Genomic DNA, 15,045 nt, shown 5'->3' with positions numbered 1-15,045 from the left:
CAATATATGATTGATACCTCTACTATACTCAATTCTATGAAATTCATCAAACTGTTCGTTAAATACAATTTTAACGAACAAATGTTCTTGTCGTTTTGAAATCATATTCTATTTACTAATTCGCTTGAAAATTTCATTATGGATGATTCATACGTCATTCATACTATAACATTTACAAACTATTATTTAGTGTTGGGAAAGTAGGACTCTGTACTATAAGGCACTCTTGTATTCATTACCTGATAAATGGTTAACTGATCAGCTAATATTTGTTTTTCACTGGCATGGTATTCTTTAAATACTTGTAGTAAATTGAAGTAGACGGGTGTTTCTTCATAATATAATTCATTGTATGCTTCAATAAGATCTTCGAAATTATACTTCAAACCTTTACTGAAACATACTTTTTCATGTTTAAAACGAGGTTCCTCAAAGTAATCTTTTATTTCATTCCAAGCTGTCTCAATGTCTTTTCCGTCTCGTATTCTAGGAATCATTAAACCACAGAATAGTTGTACAAATGTTTCTGCTTGCAAATATCTTTTTTCTACTTTTTTTGTTTTTTCTTTCATAAAAGGAATTTTCATATTAATTCTCCTCAACTTATAATAAATGACAATAACATCATAACATATAAATAAGACAATACCAACTGTTCGTTAAATCGGAATTTAACGAACAGTTGAGGAAATGTGAGTTAAACTCCCCTCCTATCTTAATGTACAAAGACAAGAAACTCTAAACTAATTAGACAAGAAAGTCTAAACTATCATTTAGGGAACTTAGTTAGGACAAGAAAGTCTAAACTAAAATTTTAGAGATTTTTATAGTATCCATTAAACCTAATGTTAAACCAAATTAATAAATTTGAAAGAATATAATGCTTTTAAAGAAAAATCCCCAAAAATATGAATTTTTAGGGATTAGATGTATTATACGTATAAACGGTTTAACACTTGTTTCATTTCTGGTTTGATATTAATGCTTGAACGGATTTCTTTTGCTTTTTGTTCAGCTTCTTCCACGTTAGATGCATGCCCTAATTCAACTAATAATCCAGTCGCAACTGTACCTGTACGATTACGTCCACCAGAACAATGGAAAAATACTTTTTTATCTTGTTCAACAGCTTCTTTGACCGCTGCAATTGCATTTCTTACTGATTCATCTTGCCCTTCAACACCTTCTACGATTGGATAAGCATGACGTTTAGTTCCAGCCGGAAACCCTTCTGGTTCTTCTCCACCAGCACGCAAATCAAACACCTCTGTGATCCCGTGCTTGTTTACTGCGTCTTGTATAGCTTCTACTCCACCAATATATACTTTTCCTTTTACTAGTTCGTGATAGTTAGTCATGTTTGTTAGTCTCCTTCAATTATTAGTTAGCAGCAGTTAGATCCGCCACTGATAACAAGTCCTGCGCCTTGTTGATCTTCTACATAGTCTAATGTTAAAGTATTAACGATTTCTGCTACCTTTGGATCCATTGCGACTTGAATACCGTTTACTGTTTCTGTGATATCACTTTCTTCTGCTTCGCCTAAATTAATACCGTAACTTGGACCACAGCATCCAGCACCATCAAATGTAAAACGTAATGTTGTAACACCATTTTCTTTCATAGCAGTTTCAATAAACTCTTTTGCTTTATCTGTAATATTCATTATTATTTCTCCCCTTCACAGTAACTAATTAGAATTTTTTATTTTACTAACTCTTTAAGCTTCTCATATCCTACAATATCTTCCGATTGCCAAGGGATGATAACACAGTTATTTTGTGATTCCTTTTGTACTTCTTGAATCCACTGTATTTCGGACTGTGCTCTTCCTCTTAACACGAAGTCACTTGTATGTGTTGCGTAAAAACTTTGATTGATAACCCACCATTTCGGATTAATGTCCGCACGTTTTAAGTCTTCTTGTAGACGGCTCGCTTCATGAACTGGTGTTGCTTCTGCAAGTGTTACAATTACAACGCTTGTTTCTTCTGGATTACGCAAACGTGGTAATAAGTTTTTCACAGACTGTGGTACTTCACCCGTAGAACGTGCAATTTCCTTATGATACGTTTGTGCTGCATCTAGTAACAATAAGGTATGACCTGTTGGTGCTGTATCAATTACTACAATTTCATCGTTAGCTCTTTCAACAATATCGGCCAAAGCACGAAAGACTGCAATCTCTTCCGTACAAGGAGAACGTAAGTCCTCTTCAAGATACGCTAAACCTTCTTCATCAACTGTATCTTTTGCTTGCTCTATGACTTCCTTACGATAGTTTTCAACTTCTACTTTTGGATCAATTCGACTTATCGTAATGTTTCCTTGTTCTCCATGCATGACATAATCAATATGTGCTGCGGGATCAGTTGTAGTTAGGTGTACATGGTGTCCTTTTTCCGCCAGACCTACTGCAATTGCTGAAGCTACCGTAGTCTTTCCGACACCACCTTTTCCCATTGTAAAAATTACTCGTTTTCCTGATTCTGAAAGATTAGTAATCAATGTCTGAAGTGAAGGAATAGAGACGGTATTTGTTTCTTCATCCGAAATCGAGAGATTTTCCATTGGTTGAACCAGTTTTCTCATATTCTCTATCCCAGTAACATTAAACGGTACTAATGGAATTTCATAAGTAGGAAGATCTTTTAATTCTTTTGCCATGTTTTCTAACGCGCGTGATTGTCTCTTAAACAGTGCATTTGAGACATTATCACTTTGCATATAGTCTTTCAAAATCCCATTTACAAGTAGAAATTGATTACTAACACCAATTTCTTTTAATTCATGCGCTGCTCGTTCTGCTTCTTGTAATGGAGAACTATCTGGTCGTGTAACAAGCAATAACATCGTTTGGTTCGGATTAGATAGTGCCTGGACCGTTTGACTATATAACTCTTTTTTATCACCAAGTCCTGCTAATGGTCCTAAACAAGAAGCTCCATGAGTACTTTCTTCTAGGAAACCACTCCAAGCCGTAGGAAGTTGAAGAAGACGTAGCGTATGACCTGTTGGTGCTGTATCAAATATAATGTGATCGAATTTTGCTGTTAATTCTTTATTTGTAAGTAACGTAGAGAATTCATCAAATGCGGCCATTTCTACTGTGCAAGCTCCAGATAATTGCTCTTCCATCGTTGCAATAACAGCATCAGGGAGCTTTCCACGGTATGGACTAACAACACGTTCTTTATATTCATGTGCTGCTGTTTCAGGATCTAAGTTTGCTACTTGTAGATTTGGAACACTTGGAATTTCTTTCGGTTTATTCGTAAGTTCTATTTCGAACACATCTTGTAAATTAGAAGCGGGGTCAGTACTTATTAATAAAACTTGTTTCCCCATATCAGCTAACGTAATAGCTGTTGCACATGCAGTAGATGTTTTTCCTACTCCACCTTTACCAGTAAAGAACAAAAATGGTGTGAATGCTATTGTGTTTGGGTTATATAAGTTTGTCATTGCCTTTCACTTCTTTCTCTATTTTTTCACGTTTAACTTTAAACGTACGACTGGCTTTTGACTCAACTCTTCTACTGTTATATCTGTTAATTGTGTAAGTTCTTCATTTGTCAGGTGACTTTTTTCTTTTACTACTTTTCCATCTACCAAGGTTACAGGCAACACGTCTGGTCCTTTATCTGTTAATAGTTGACTAATAACAACATTATTGGCAAATGCATCTGGTTCACTTGCCAAATTATAACGAGTCACATCAATTCCTTTATTCTTCAAGTTGTTAACAGCAACTGAAATACGAATTAACTCTGGATCAACACTTGGACCGCAAACTCCAGTAGAACAACACATTGCAGGATCAAAAATTTCGATCTTTTTCATCTCTGATTTCTCCCCTTCTTTATAAAAAAGCCGAGAAAGAATTCTCGGCCTATTTTGTTTTCAATTATTCTCCTGTTTCAGCATACTTTTTAATACGTGCGCCTATTTCATCACGAACTCTTTGGAATACAGACCATTCTTGACCCGCTGGATCATCAAATCCCCAATGAACTCGTTTTACATGAGGTGGTGTTGTCGGACATACATCATTTGCGTGACCACAAAGTGTTACAACTAAATCTGCTTTATCTAAAATATCACGGTCAATGATATCAGATGTTTGGTCCGTAATATCAATGTCTACTTCTTTCATCGCTTTAATTGCATTCGGATTTACTCCGTGTGCCTCAATGCCAGCAGAAAGTACATTCCATTTGTCACCTAAATGTTTTTTACCCCAAGCTTCTGCCATTTGGCTACGACATGAGTTACCTGTGCATAAAAAGTAAATTGTTTTCTTGTTTTTCATGATGATTCCACCTTTATTATGAATGTTTATTTTTATTGTGTTTGAAAGTATTTACGCTGGAACCAAAGTGCTACATTTACAAGTGCTATCATAACTGGAACTTCGACTAAAGGCCCGATAACTGCTGCAAACGCTGCACCTGACTGAATTCCAAATACACCTACAGCTACCGCAATCGCTAATTCAAAGTTATTACTTCCAGCTGTAAACGCTAATGTTGTTGATACCCCGTAACTTGCACCAATTTTTTTGCCCATAAAGAAAGAGACAAAGAACATGATTACAAAATAAATGAGTAATGGAATTGCAATACGTACAACATCAAATGGTACGCTAACAATCACTTCTCCTTTAAGAGAGAACATCACAATGATTGTAAATAGTAATGCGATTAAAGTAATTGGACTAATCTTTGGAATGAATACTTTTTCATACCATTCTCGTCCTTTCGTTTTTACAAAGATCAAGCGTGTTAGCATTCCTGCGATGAATGGAATTCCTAAATATATAAACACTGATTTCGCAACCTCAGCCATTGTTATATCTACAACAGCACCTTCAATTCCTAACCATTCTGGAATAACTGTTACAAATACATAAGCATATACTGAGAAAAATAACATTTGGAATACAGAGTTAAATGCTACTAATCCTGCCGCATATTCTGTATCTCCTTTTGCTAAGTCATTCCATACGATAACCATCGCAATACAACGAGCTAAACCAATCATGATTAAGCCCACCATATATTCCGGCTTATCTGGTAAGAATATAACAGCCAAAGCAAACATCAAAACAGGACCAATAATCCAGTTTTGTACCAGTGATAATACCAATACTTTTACATCTTTAAAAACGCGTCCCATCTCTTCGTAGCGAACTTTAGCAAGTGGTGGGTACATCATTAAAATTAAGCCAATCGCAAGTGGAATAGACGTTGTTCCTACCTGTAAATTATTCATTCCATCAACAAATCCAGGTGATAGATATCCAACTCCAATCCCTACTGCCATCGCAAGAAAAATCCATAGGGTTAGATATCGATCTAGGAAAGACAGACGTTTTTTCCCCGTGTTGCTCATCCCTCTCACTTCCCTTTCTAACTATTTATTAACAACCACACCGGAGTGTAGGATTGCTCTTCACAATTTGTTTAATTTTCTCTGTTTGGTCTGGTACATGTGCTAAAATATCTTCTAAAAGCGTGTATAAATCACTTGCTTGATTTAAAGAATAATAAATCCACTGACCTCTACGCTCTTCCTGCACTAAACCTAAATCCTTTAACTTTCGAAGATGCTGACTGATAGAAGGTTGACTCATATCAAATACTTCGAGAAGTTCACAGACACAGCATTCACGTTGCTTAAGGATTGATACAATTGTTAATCTTGTTTTATCTCCTAATAGTTTCAATAATTGAGATGCTCTCGTTACTTCTACAACTGTTTTTTCCATATCTACACCTACCTCGTTATAATTACATAAGCATATGCTTATATGTTGTGTAAAAACAAAATGTATTATTCCTTCAAGTTACTTTATTCTTACTTTCGAAATAAGTATATAACTATTTGCTTATATGTTCAACTGAAAACTCTCACCTTTACAGAATCTTTACATTCGATTGCCTTATTTAAAATTTGTACTCTTTTTCTTATCCCAAAAGATATACACGATAAATCCTATAGGTCCTGTTAAAAAGATAAATATCAACCATATCAGAAAATGTTGCTTACTAATTTTATTTTTCCGATATTCGAGCGTAACATATGAACACATGTAAATTATCAAAAGATATATACTTACAATGAGCAATTGATCTAACAATCCTATCCCCCCATTTTTTAATAGATAATTCTTAAGTATTTTTTAAAATCATACCATAAGTAAATAATTATATGTCTATATAAAAGGTGATAAACTTTATAAAACCCCTACTAATTTAAATAAGGATTTACTTATCTGAACTATGCTTAAGAATTCGAGGTATATTTAAATAATTACGTTATAAAGGTATTCACATACCCTGCAAATGTGTAAATACCTTTACCATTTATATTTCAGATACAACTTTATTTATTCTGCAGTTAACAATTTTTCCATGATCATCACATCTACATGCACGCCGTCCATTATTCCCTGCTTTTCAAACACTCCTACTTCACGATAACCCATTTTACGATATAGCCCTTGCCCTAGATTATTAAAAGAAAAGGTAAATAAAACAAATTTATAGAATTCATTTTGCTGTCCGGTCTTTTCTAAAGCTAAAAGTAACTTCTGTCCCAAACCTTTTCCACGATACTCTCTCTTTATGTATATAGATAGCTCCCCTACACCCCGATAAGCGCATCGATGACTATATGGATTAATAGAAGCCCAACCGACAATTTTAGAATTCTCTTCAATAACAATTACCGAATATCTATTTTGTCTTCGAAACAGCCATTCCATCACATATTTATCTGTTTTTATTTCTGTCTCTAAAGTTGCAATACGATCCTCGATACCCTCATTATAAATAGTCATAATTTCTTTTACATCTTGTTCGGCTGCTCTCCTAATCTCCATACATATCTCCCCCTAATATCTCTTATTTATCTCATAAATTTCTTATAAAATTTATTAATTTAATTAGGTTGTTTCAATTCTTGATAAGCTTCATGGAAACTCTGATAAGTTTTCTTTCCTAAACTGTTTTTTTCGAGTCTGAACATATTTTGAAAAACATAATCTTTTGCCTTTTCAACATTACATTGGTGGGCATTCATTATTAATCTTATATAAGATACAAAATAGTCTTTTTTTAAATTACCGGCATGATTAATAACCATTTCATTGTGTTCTCCTTTCAAACCTACCTATTCTGTAAGGAGGCGTAATTTATATAACGCCTCCTTACAGTTATTCTCCTTAACAACAAGGTTCTGTACCACAACATGAATCATCAACTTTATTAGAATTTAAATTCACACTACAAACACCAGTCTCTGGCAAATCAAGTTCTACTTTTTTAGCTGCCTCATAATCCCCAGTAAGGTAAGCAACTATAGATCTAACTTGTTCATAGCCTGTCGCCATAAGGAATGTAGGCGCTCTTCCATAACTTTTTGAACCTACAATATAAAAATCTTTCTCTGGGTGTCGAAGCTCTTTTTCACCATGGGGGCGAACAGTACCACAACTATGAAGGTTAGGATCAATTAGTGGCGCTAACGCCTCTACACTTTCGGTAGCAGTATCAATTGAAGTACGTATTTCACTTATCATAGATAAGTTAGGGCGATTCCCTGTATTTACAATCATCTCATGGATATCAGTAATTTTAATTTCTTGTTCATCTTGATGACCTACAATGTTCATTCCGTTTTTTGTTCTAGCTACGTATTGAATTTTATATGGTGTCATTACTTCTACGTTTCCCTCATCAACCAATTGATGAATGCGGCTACCTAAAGTCCCACGTGCTTCAAGTGCATCTTTTTCCTCTCCCCCGTACGCTTCTTCCACACGTTGCTTTCTCATAATCCATACAATCTTAGTTCCTGGATAGGATTCCTTTAGCTTTGCCAATTCCAACAAAGCATTAATTGCAGAATGACCACTTCCAACAACAGCTACATGCTTATCGGCATATCGCTTTTGTTCGTTTCCTAAGATATCTGGAATACCATAAAAAATATGCTTGTTAAGGGATTGCTCTTCTTTTAACCAAATACCATTAGAATTTGCCGGATTTGGATTTCCCCACGTACCTGAAGCATCTATCACTGCTCTAGCTTCATAAACTTGAAGTAGACCTTCTTTTTCTGCATAGATCATGAATGGCATTTTTTCACGATTCACTGTTTTCATTTTATCTGTATCTTTCCTACCTATTGATAGTACTTTGGTATTCAAATGAATAAACGGTTTAATTTTTGGCAGGTTCGCAAATGGCTGTAAGTATTGTTCTACAATTTCTCTTCCTGTTGGTAATGCGTTTATGTCAGGTGATTCCCAGCCATGTTGTTCAAGAAGAGCTAGAGCCGCTTTATCTATGTTATATTGCCAAGGTGAGAATAACCGCACATGGCCCCATGTAAGGATGTTTGAACCTATATTTTTCCCAGCTTCTAATAAGATAAATGATTCACCATTTCTAGCTAAATGTGCAGCTGCAGCTAAACCTACAGGACCTCCCCCAATAATGACAACTGGTAACTGTTTTAATCCCTGCATATCAGTATTGTTTTGTAATGTTTGATTTTCCGTTCCGCAGCACTCTTGTACTTTGAATGAAAGTTGAATAGGTTTCATGAAAACCCCCTCCTTATTTTCTCTAAATGTGTAAGTGTAATTCCTTAATCGAATTATTTAAATCAAAAAAAATTGATTTAAATACCAGAATGACTACCCAATTTAATCGCTTGTCGAAAATGTAGTATTAATCAAAAAAAATTGATTTAAGATATATTAAAATGCTATTTCGTCCCAACCAAAATTATGACATAGGACGAAATATACAGCATAATTGCTCAGATAATAGTGCATCTACTTCTTCTTTATTAATATTATAGTAACTCCATGTTCCTTTTGTTTCTTTTGTAATAAGATTTGCATCAAGTAAAAGTTTTAAATGATATGAAAGCTTTGATTGTGGTAAACCAAGAATACCTGTTAAATCACATACACAAGTTTCTCCACGTTGGCACAATTCATACAAGATGTGTAGCCTTCTATGATCTGCCAATGCCTTGAACTTCTTTTCGTACGTTTCAAATGATTGGTTAGTTAATTGATTATACAATGTTAGTTCTTCCATGTTTCTACTCCTTAAATCAATTTTTTTTGATGCTTTTATTATATGCCGATGTTTATGATTTTACAATTATTAAATCAAAAAAAATCGATTTAATAATTGTAAAATAAAACTTATTATACGAGTGACAAGCATTAATTTTATGAAAATAGAGTGGTATTTCTATATAAAAAGCACATTACTATTGAGTAATAATGTGCTTTTATTAACATAAATAGTGACATCTTATTAATATTAAAATTTATGTGAGCCTGGTATGTTTATAATATTCTTACCGATTTGTGCTAATCATATTCTTTTGTTATTAAAGCCTGTAACCTTGGTTCATGTGGAACAGGATAATTTATTGTCTATATCCTTTACAAGATATTTCATATAACTGAACCGACCGCTGGGAAAATAAAAGCTGATGCTTTCGTTTTTCTCTAAAGGGATTTTAGTAAGGTACATTGGTATATCTCCATTTGGATAAAGGAATTTAAACTCCTTTGGATGATGCATAACTTCTAACCAGCTAATATAACGTTCAATTAAGAGATATGATGTAATTCTGTTAACAACATAGTTTATAGCACTAAGATTATATTTCAATAAATTAAATCCCCATTCTCCATTACTAGCAGGGTCTTGCTGGAAAGAGTTTAATATTTCTTTTAAATGAATCATAAAAGGACCTTTTGGATAAATACTAAATTGATCATTAGAAAATCTAAAATCATACAAGCTTGGGACTTGAGCTTGGTTTAAAATTCTTGGATATATTCTTCTCCCTTCACATTCAGATTTCCATAATATAAATGCGGAAGCATGTAGGCAGGTAGAGTCATCTTGATACATATCATCAAAATTTCTTACACACTTTTTATGTATGTTAATTATTTTATTTTGGATATATCTACTGATTGATTTATATATAACTCTAGTTTGTTTGTAGATTTCAAAAAAGATGCTTTCAGTATGACATTTTTCTTTTAATTTTAAGTTACGTGTACGATAAGGAAAAATTTGATTATAACTTTCGCTTAAACGATGATAGTTATCTTTGATTTGAAAAATATTTTCATTAGAGTAGATATTCATTACTGGAGAATTATCTATTTTGTTTTCTGTAAAAGCACTGATTAGCAGTTGGGGAATCTCTTTTAAATGCTGAGTCGTATTTTTCTTATCAAATATAGAATTATTTTTGTGGTTATAAAAAGGGTAACTTAAATGATACTTATTCATTATATGTTTAGGTAACGCCTGCAATGTATTAACCAAATTACTTTGAACGATTAATTCTTTTTTCCATGCAGAAAAAATGCCCCTTATATTCTTTGAACTTAAAAAATGGTGACCGCAAATACAATTGTATGCATCTATATTTCCTTTGTTTATAGAGTATTCCGGCATTGATCGTTTACATTTTGGGCATGTACTAATTAAATTTTGAAGAGGATGAAATAAACAATGATCGAAAAACTTTATTTGATGAAATATACTATGATACCCCGTATTTAGACAGGTTGGACAATAATTTAAATGCCGATGAAAATTGTAATCCAAGTTACTCCTATTGATAGAAAACGGGTAAAGTGATTGGACTAATAAGTAATCATGATATTGTTTTAAATTAACCCCTAGAATTTTTCTACTTAATTCGCAATCAACACCGTGGAAATAAATTAAATCCCGGTGACGCCTACCAGCATTTGAAATCTCTTTGAAGTTCCTCACATTTTCATTTCCTATTAACTTTAATACGGTATTACCGTTAATTGCATTAGCATACTTGAATTTTTCTATTATCCCCCATGGAGACTCGTATTTTTGAATCCATTCAGCAGACCATGCGAATTGAAAGTTCATATCTTATCCTCCATATTAAATTAACGCTACAGTATGTCTTAATATGATGTTTTAATATGATGTCTGATATAGTTCGGATTGAATATAACCAGAATTCTTAATAGACTCTTCCCAATGAGTTTTTTCTATTGTTGCTAAATCAAGACTATCACTCCCAAAATTTTTCAATGCATATTCTACCGTTAAAGTTATATACTGCATTGGAATTTCTACTTTTTGAGATAATCCATGTTCCCTTCTTAAATCAACAAAGACTTGAAACAATTCTTCTGCAGAATTTTGTAATCTAAGCCCTCTTATGAAAGAATCGGCAAAAAAGTATTTAGTAAAGGACCAATTACTATTAATAGGATATTCACAATATTCATCGTACCCTGTTAAACAAATTTTTAAATCTCTAGGAGTTTTTATTCCTTTAAATTGATATTCTTGACTCATAAAACGACCAACTATTTGAAGTTTCTCTCCACTTATAAATGCTGATCTTTGATGAACTAATTCTTTTTGACCCACTAAAATTGTTGTTAAAGTTATGCCATATTGTTCTAATTCATTGAACAAATCCATTAACCAGTCGTAATGTATTTCTACTAACCTTTGAGCATCATCAATGAAAAAAACAACTTTATTTGTACCAGAAAAATCAGATCGTTCTACAAGAAATTTCAAAAGCCTATTTCTCTTTACACTTGCTTTACCTTGTATAGCAAGTGAATGACCAACGGCAAATAATAAATCTTCAAAAAAGGAATTTTCATTAGGCCGTTTATACGTACGACAACGCACATGATAAATCGGCATATTGTTTCCAAAGTCCTGTGGCAAACAATTCATCAAGTAAGTAATAGCCCTTGTTTTACCTAATCTTGGGCGACCATATATAATAGCACCAGGTATCCTGTTTCCTATCCATTGAAGTACTGTTTGATACATTCTATCTATCTCATTTGTTGAAATTAAATATTTACCTGTTTCAACTGGATGTGTACCTTTAGGAATATAGGGGCGTATGCTATTACTAGTAAGTTGCTCTAACTCTAATTCTTCCGTCATGTTGAGGCCTCCAAATTAAAGAATGATAGTATTTTTTAAAATTCTTTGATCTACTTGTTGGTTGTCATTAGCCTTTTTCTTCGGTTGTTCCATTTTGTTTTGTTGTAAATTCCCGCTATTTTTAATAGTATTTTCTTCAATGTGGGTCTCTCTAGGGTATCGGCTTTCTCTATTTTTTTTACTTTGATTGAGGCTGGCTAGTTTATTCCTACTAGATTTATTTTTTATGGATTCTTTTTCGAGGTAATTTTGATAAACATTAATGGGATCTTCATATTGATTGAAATGTATCATTTTATTATTTTTAAGTTTATTTATAGCCTTCCTAGTCCTTAAATTATGCGGATTTACACCCCATTTTCCAATAGCAGTTAAATTCCCTAATTCGCTGCCATCTGTTAAAAATGCTTTTATAACCCTTAAATCATCTGTATTGATAAGTAATTCAAGTGATTTATTAATTAGTTGGGGTGAACGAAGTAATACTTCATTGGAATATTTTACACCTTCGTAATAAACATAAGGTCTTCTTCCTTCTTTGTTATGACCTTTAACTTTCCTTGTTACCTTTAAAGAAAAAAAGTTCATTTCATTTCTCCTTTCTTGAGATAATTGAGTTATTGTCATGCCTCGGTTTATTCTTTGTTGAAAAACTTCTAAAGGACTTAGATTATTATTTCCTTCATGGGGTGTTCCGTTATATTCAGCAATTAATACATCTGTTAATTCTTCTAGATGCTCCGCTGATATACGGTATTTAACAGCATTTTCTTCTGGTTTCTTCCTCTTAGTATCTTTTGGATGACTTCCAGTGGTCGAAGGTAGTCGATGAAAACCGTTCTGTTCCAAAGTGCGGAAAAAACGTTCAATTATTGGTCTACGAATAGGTACTGCAACAGGTCCAGTGTTAATAGAACAACCTATTAAATTTACAAGTTTATTTTGAACAATTTTTGCTAGATTTGCTTTTGCATTGTCATAACAAAATTCATCCCATATACCATAGCTTGCTTCTGGGATAGCATTAGATATGAAGTTTGCTGATGAAGAGTATTTTAATCCATTAATAGTTAATTTCCTTTGTTTCCAAGGTATGATTGCATTGCGAATACACATTAGAACATCATCCGAGGAATATTCTTTATTTAGACAAAGATGGTATCCCAATACAGCTCTCGTGGCGACATCGATAACAGAAAGAATCCAAATACGATTCATTACTTCTACTATCTCATCCCCTTCCGGTGTTTTAAAAATTATAGCAATAGATGTATCAATTCTATGACCATCAAATTCAACACGTTCAAGGGGTCTTATGATCATAGGGTTGTTTTTATTGCCCTTTCCTGTATTTTTTGCAATCATAAATGCTTGATCACCATTTCGTTTTGCAACATCAACAAAATGAGATTTAGATAAAGATCTAACAAAGCGTTCGATTGATTTTTTGGCTAAAGTTTTTGTGTTAAATGGATACTCAGTTATTTTTATTCCCAAATGCCGACACTCATCTATAAACTTTTTATGAAGATTTTTGATGTTAATAATAGGATCAGTAACTTGAAGCTCCTTTGTTTTCTTGCTGAAATATGAATTAATAATTAATTCTTTTAGAGTTGGATAAGTATCAAGTAGTAAGTTGAAAGCACCTGAAAAATTTTTAGAGTCTGCTTTAGTCATTGGAAAATCATTCCGATTGTAATCTTTTAGTCTTTTGTAGGGGACTAGTCCTCTATAACCCATTATTTGCTCAAATTCGTCCTTTTCTAAACATCTTCTAATAAGCCTATATATTTCACTTCTATGTATCCCTACTTGCTGTTCTATCTCATATATTTTTGTATTAGTTGTCATAAACAAATCAATTGCTTTCTTTCTAGCTAAAAATTTATTCAATTCCTCTTCGGTGAGATTTTCAATTAATACTTGGGGCCAATTTGCCATAACTAAATCACTATCTTCAATTTTTAAACCTTCTAAGACTCGTTTAGACATTAACCCATACCTCCGTATTTGTTCCAAAATACTCTTTAGATATGTTTGAGCATATTTCACCTGTTAAAATCATTTGTCCAATGGATATTAATAATCTATTTGAGGGGATTTGAGTTGCTGTAATTATTGAATTAAGTGTGGTTTTTTGTGTTTTATTATGTTTTAGCATCTTCATAACTTGATATCTATCTGTTTCGATTTGTTGTGTTTGTTGTTTATTTCCCTTAACAAGCACCTTTAAATTAGAGAGTAAAATTCGATTTACACATATATCTCCTTCTGTTCTTACACGATGCTGGAACCCATTTTCTGCACACCAATATTTTTGTGTGAAAATCTGATTTATTACTCTTTGTTTGATTAAATCTGTGGAATATTTAATTTCTATAAATTCTTCATTTCCATCTTCATATTTTACCCACATATCGACAATAGAAGTCACTGATTTTCCATTGATACATGCAGTCATAACTAGAGGTTGTTCACAAAAATTTATAACTTTAGGGTTCGATTCTACCATTAACCAATGTTCGTATTCTAAATCACTAAATAAAAAAACTTCTCTTTTTAATTTAAAGCTATACGTTACCCATCTGTTATTCCCGTACTTTTTACTAAAATTAGTAACTAGTGGTTTATACATTAACTGCCCCCTTCTTTTGTTAATTCATCTACCAGTATATTTTTGGGAATTTTATACTTTCATGTCTATAGTTTAAAAATTATAGGCATTCTTGTCCACTACAAAAGACAAAAAAGTAGCTATAAAACATGTTATAAGTACGGAAAAATCAATATTTTATACTATAAATTTATAGGACTACATCCATTCAATACTGTGTAAGAATATTGAATTCTTATAGAAAAAATATGTTTATATTTTGGATTAATTAACTATATGAAAAGAAATTTCAGGATTATCTCTTAACATAATCCTGAAATACATCTGAAAATTCTTTGTTTTAACCATGTATTAAAAATTGGAAACCTTTTCAATAATTCATGAAAAGGTTTCCTACAATGTATATTA

16 protein-coding genes are annotated in these 15,045 nt (G+C 32.8%); all 16 read right to left on the bottom strand.

The window, feature by feature from the left end; all coding sequences use genetic code 11:
• Positions 1-182: 182 nt before the first annotated feature.
• The 16 genes from QCI73_RS28815 to QCI73_RS28740 all read right to left on the bottom strand — a co-directional run bounded on the left by QCI73_RS28815 (position 183) and on the right by QCI73_RS28740 (position 14,658).
• Positions 183-587 carry a hypothetical protein gene (locus QCI73_RS28815; RefSeq protein ID WP_000701128.1) on the bottom strand — a complete coding sequence of 135 codons (405 nt, stop codon included), beginning with the start codon at positions 585-587 and terminating at the stop codon, positions 183-185.
• Positions 588-932: 345 nt separating this feature from the next.
• Positions 933-1,358: a protein-tyrosine phosphatase family protein gene (locus QCI73_RS28810; protein WP_000186251.1), complete on the bottom strand. Its 426-nt coding sequence runs from the start codon at positions 1,356-1,358 to the stop codon at positions 933-935.
• Between the two features lie 26 nt (positions 1,359-1,384).
• Positions 1,385-1,666, bottom strand: a complete 282-nt coding sequence (locus QCI73_RS28805) for a HesB/IscA family protein (protein WP_001027745.1) — start codon at positions 1,664-1,666, stop codon at positions 1,385-1,387.
• Positions 1,667-1,704: 38 nt separating this feature from the next.
• Entirely contained in the window at positions 1,705-3,465 is a 1,761-nt protein-coding gene (arsA, locus tag QCI73_RS28800; RefSeq protein ID WP_000183544.1) for an arsenical pump-driving ATPase, read from the bottom strand.
• A gap of 18 nt (positions 3,466-3,483) precedes the next feature.
• Positions 3,484-3,843, bottom strand: a complete 360-nt coding sequence (gene arsD / locus QCI73_RS28795; RefSeq protein WP_000717836.1) for an arsenite efflux transporter metallochaperone ArsD — start codon at positions 3,841-3,843, stop codon at positions 3,484-3,486.
• A 64-nt stretch (positions 3,844-3,907) separates the two neighbouring features.
• Positions 3,908-4,312, bottom strand: coding sequence for an arsenate reductase (thioredoxin) (gene arsC, locus QCI73_RS28790; protein WP_000791426.1), 405 nt, complete (start codon positions 4,310-4,312; stop codon positions 3,908-3,910).
• A gap of 32 nt (positions 4,313-4,344) precedes the next feature.
• Positions 4,345-5,394 carry an ACR3 family arsenite efflux transporter gene (gene arsB / locus QCI73_RS28785; RefSeq protein WP_000072355.1) on the bottom strand — a complete coding sequence of 350 codons (1,050 nt, stop codon included), beginning with the start codon at positions 5,392-5,394 and terminating at the stop codon, positions 4,345-4,347.
• 28 nt (positions 5,395-5,422) lie between these two features.
• Complete coding sequence (locus tag QCI73_RS28780) at positions 5,423-5,770, bottom strand: ArsR/SmtB family transcription factor (RefSeq protein WP_000416313.1); 348 nt, start codon at positions 5,768-5,770, stop codon at positions 5,423-5,425.
• A gap of 621 nt (positions 5,771-6,391) precedes the next feature.
• Positions 6,392-6,886 (bottom strand): arsinothricin resistance N-acetyltransferase ArsN1 family A, encoded by a 495-nt coding sequence (locus QCI73_RS28775; protein WP_000405933.1) that lies wholly within the window; start codon positions 6,884-6,886, stop codon positions 6,392-6,394.
• Positions 6,887-6,945: 59 nt separating this feature from the next.
• Positions 6,946-7,149 (bottom strand): hypothetical protein, encoded by a 204-nt coding sequence (locus QCI73_RS28770; RefSeq protein WP_000236374.1) that lies wholly within the window; start codon positions 7,147-7,149, stop codon positions 6,946-6,948.
• A gap of 79 nt (positions 7,150-7,228) precedes the next feature.
• Complete coding sequence (locus QCI73_RS28765; RefSeq protein WP_000802656.1) at positions 7,229-8,614, bottom strand: FAD-dependent oxidoreductase; 1,386 nt, start codon at positions 8,612-8,614, stop codon at positions 7,229-7,231.
• A gap of 184 nt (positions 8,615-8,798) precedes the next feature.
• Complete coding sequence (locus QCI73_RS28760) at positions 8,799-9,119, bottom strand: ArsR/SmtB family transcription factor (RefSeq protein WP_000391989.1); 321 nt, start codon at positions 9,117-9,119, stop codon at positions 8,799-8,801.
• A 321-nt stretch (positions 9,120-9,440) separates the two neighbouring features.
• Entirely contained in the window at positions 9,441-10,967 is a 1,527-nt protein-coding gene (locus QCI73_RS28755) for a hypothetical protein (protein WP_001010917.1), read from the bottom strand.
• Positions 10,968-11,018: 51 nt separating this feature from the next.
• A complete protein-coding gene (locus tag QCI73_RS28750) occupies positions 11,019-12,020 on the bottom strand; it encodes an ATP-binding protein (protein WP_000134101.1) in 1,002 nt (333 codons plus the stop codon).
• A gap of 15 nt (positions 12,021-12,035) precedes the next feature.
• Positions 12,036-14,015, bottom strand: coding sequence for a hypothetical protein (locus QCI73_RS28745; protein WP_000044816.1), 1,980 nt, complete (start codon positions 14,013-14,015; stop codon positions 12,036-12,038).
• On the bottom strand, positions 14,008-14,658 hold the full coding sequence (locus QCI73_RS28740) for a TnsA endonuclease N-terminal domain-containing protein (RefSeq protein ID WP_000277807.1): 651 nt from the start codon (positions 14,656-14,658) through the stop codon (positions 14,008-14,010). The genes QCI73_RS28745 and QCI73_RS28740 overlap by 8 nt, the downstream gene beginning before the upstream one ends.
• Positions 14,659-15,045: the final 387 nt, after the last annotated feature.

It is taken from the genome of Bacillus cereus group sp. MG16 (genome assembly GCF_040459875.1).
Taxonomy (GTDB): Bacteria; Bacillota; Bacilli; order Bacillales; family Bacillaceae_G; genus Bacillus_A; species Bacillus_A paranthracis.
This window is presented reverse-complemented; position numbering and strand designations above follow the sequence as displayed.

What these genes read in the sequence shown, in the direction of transcription:
- QCI73_RS28780 (WP_000416313.1), bottom strand. Translation starts at nt 5,770, where the DNA reads ATGGAAAAAACAGTTGTAGAAGTAACGAGAGCATCTCAATTATTGAAA.
- QCI73_RS28770 (WP_000236374.1), bottom strand. Translation starts at nt 7,149, where the DNA reads ATGGTTATTAATCATGCCGGTAATTTAAAAAAAGACTATTTTGTATCT.
- arsC (WP_000791426.1), bottom strand. Translation starts at nt 4,312, where the DNA reads ATGAAAAACAAGAAAACAATTTACTTTTTATGCACAGGTAACTCATGT.
- QCI73_RS28805 (WP_001027745.1), bottom strand. Translation starts at nt 1,666, where the DNA reads ATGAATATTACAGATAAAGCAAAAGAGTTTATTGAAACTGCTATGAAA.
- QCI73_RS28760 (WP_000391989.1), bottom strand. Translation starts at nt 9,119, where the DNA reads ATGGAAGAACTAACATTGTATAATCAATTAACTAACCAATCATTTGAA.
- QCI73_RS28810 (WP_000186251.1), bottom strand. Translation starts at nt 1,358, where the DNA reads ATGACTAACTATCACGAACTAGTAAAAGGAAAAGTATATATTGGTGGA.
- QCI73_RS28765 (WP_000802656.1), bottom strand. Translation starts at nt 8,614, where the DNA reads ATGAAACCTATTCAACTTTCATTCAAAGTACAAGAGTGCTGCGGAACG.
- QCI73_RS28815 (WP_000701128.1), bottom strand. Translation starts at nt 587, where the DNA reads ATGAAAATTCCTTTTATGAAAGAAAAAACAAAAAAAGTAGAAAAAAGA.
- arsD (WP_000717836.1), bottom strand. Translation starts at nt 3,843, where the DNA reads ATGAAAAAGATCGAAATTTTTGATCCTGCAATGTGTTGTTCTACTGGA.
- QCI73_RS28750 (WP_000134101.1), bottom strand. Translation starts at nt 12,020, where the DNA reads ATGACGGAAGAATTAGAGTTAGAGCAACTTACTAGTAATAGCATACGC.
- arsB (WP_000072355.1), bottom strand. Translation starts at nt 5,394, where the DNA reads ATGAGCAACACGGGGAAAAAACGTCTGTCTTTCCTAGATCGATATCTA.
- QCI73_RS28755 (WP_001010917.1), bottom strand. Translation starts at nt 10,967, where the DNA reads ATGAACTTTCAATTCGCATGGTCTGCTGAATGGATTCAAAAATACGAG.
- QCI73_RS28740 (WP_000277807.1), bottom strand. Translation starts at nt 14,658, where the DNA reads ATGTATAAACCACTAGTTACTAATTTTAGTAAAAAGTACGGGAATAAC.
- QCI73_RS28775 (WP_000405933.1), bottom strand. Translation starts at nt 6,886, where the DNA reads ATGGAGATTAGGAGAGCAGCCGAACAAGATGTAAAAGAAATTATGACT.
- arsA (WP_000183544.1), bottom strand. Translation starts at nt 3,465, where the DNA reads ATGACAAACTTATATAACCCAAACACAATAGCATTCACACCATTTTTG.
- QCI73_RS28745 (WP_000044816.1), bottom strand. Translation starts at nt 14,015, where the DNA reads ATGTCTAAACGAGTCTTAGAAGGTTTAAAAATTGAAGATAGTGATTTA.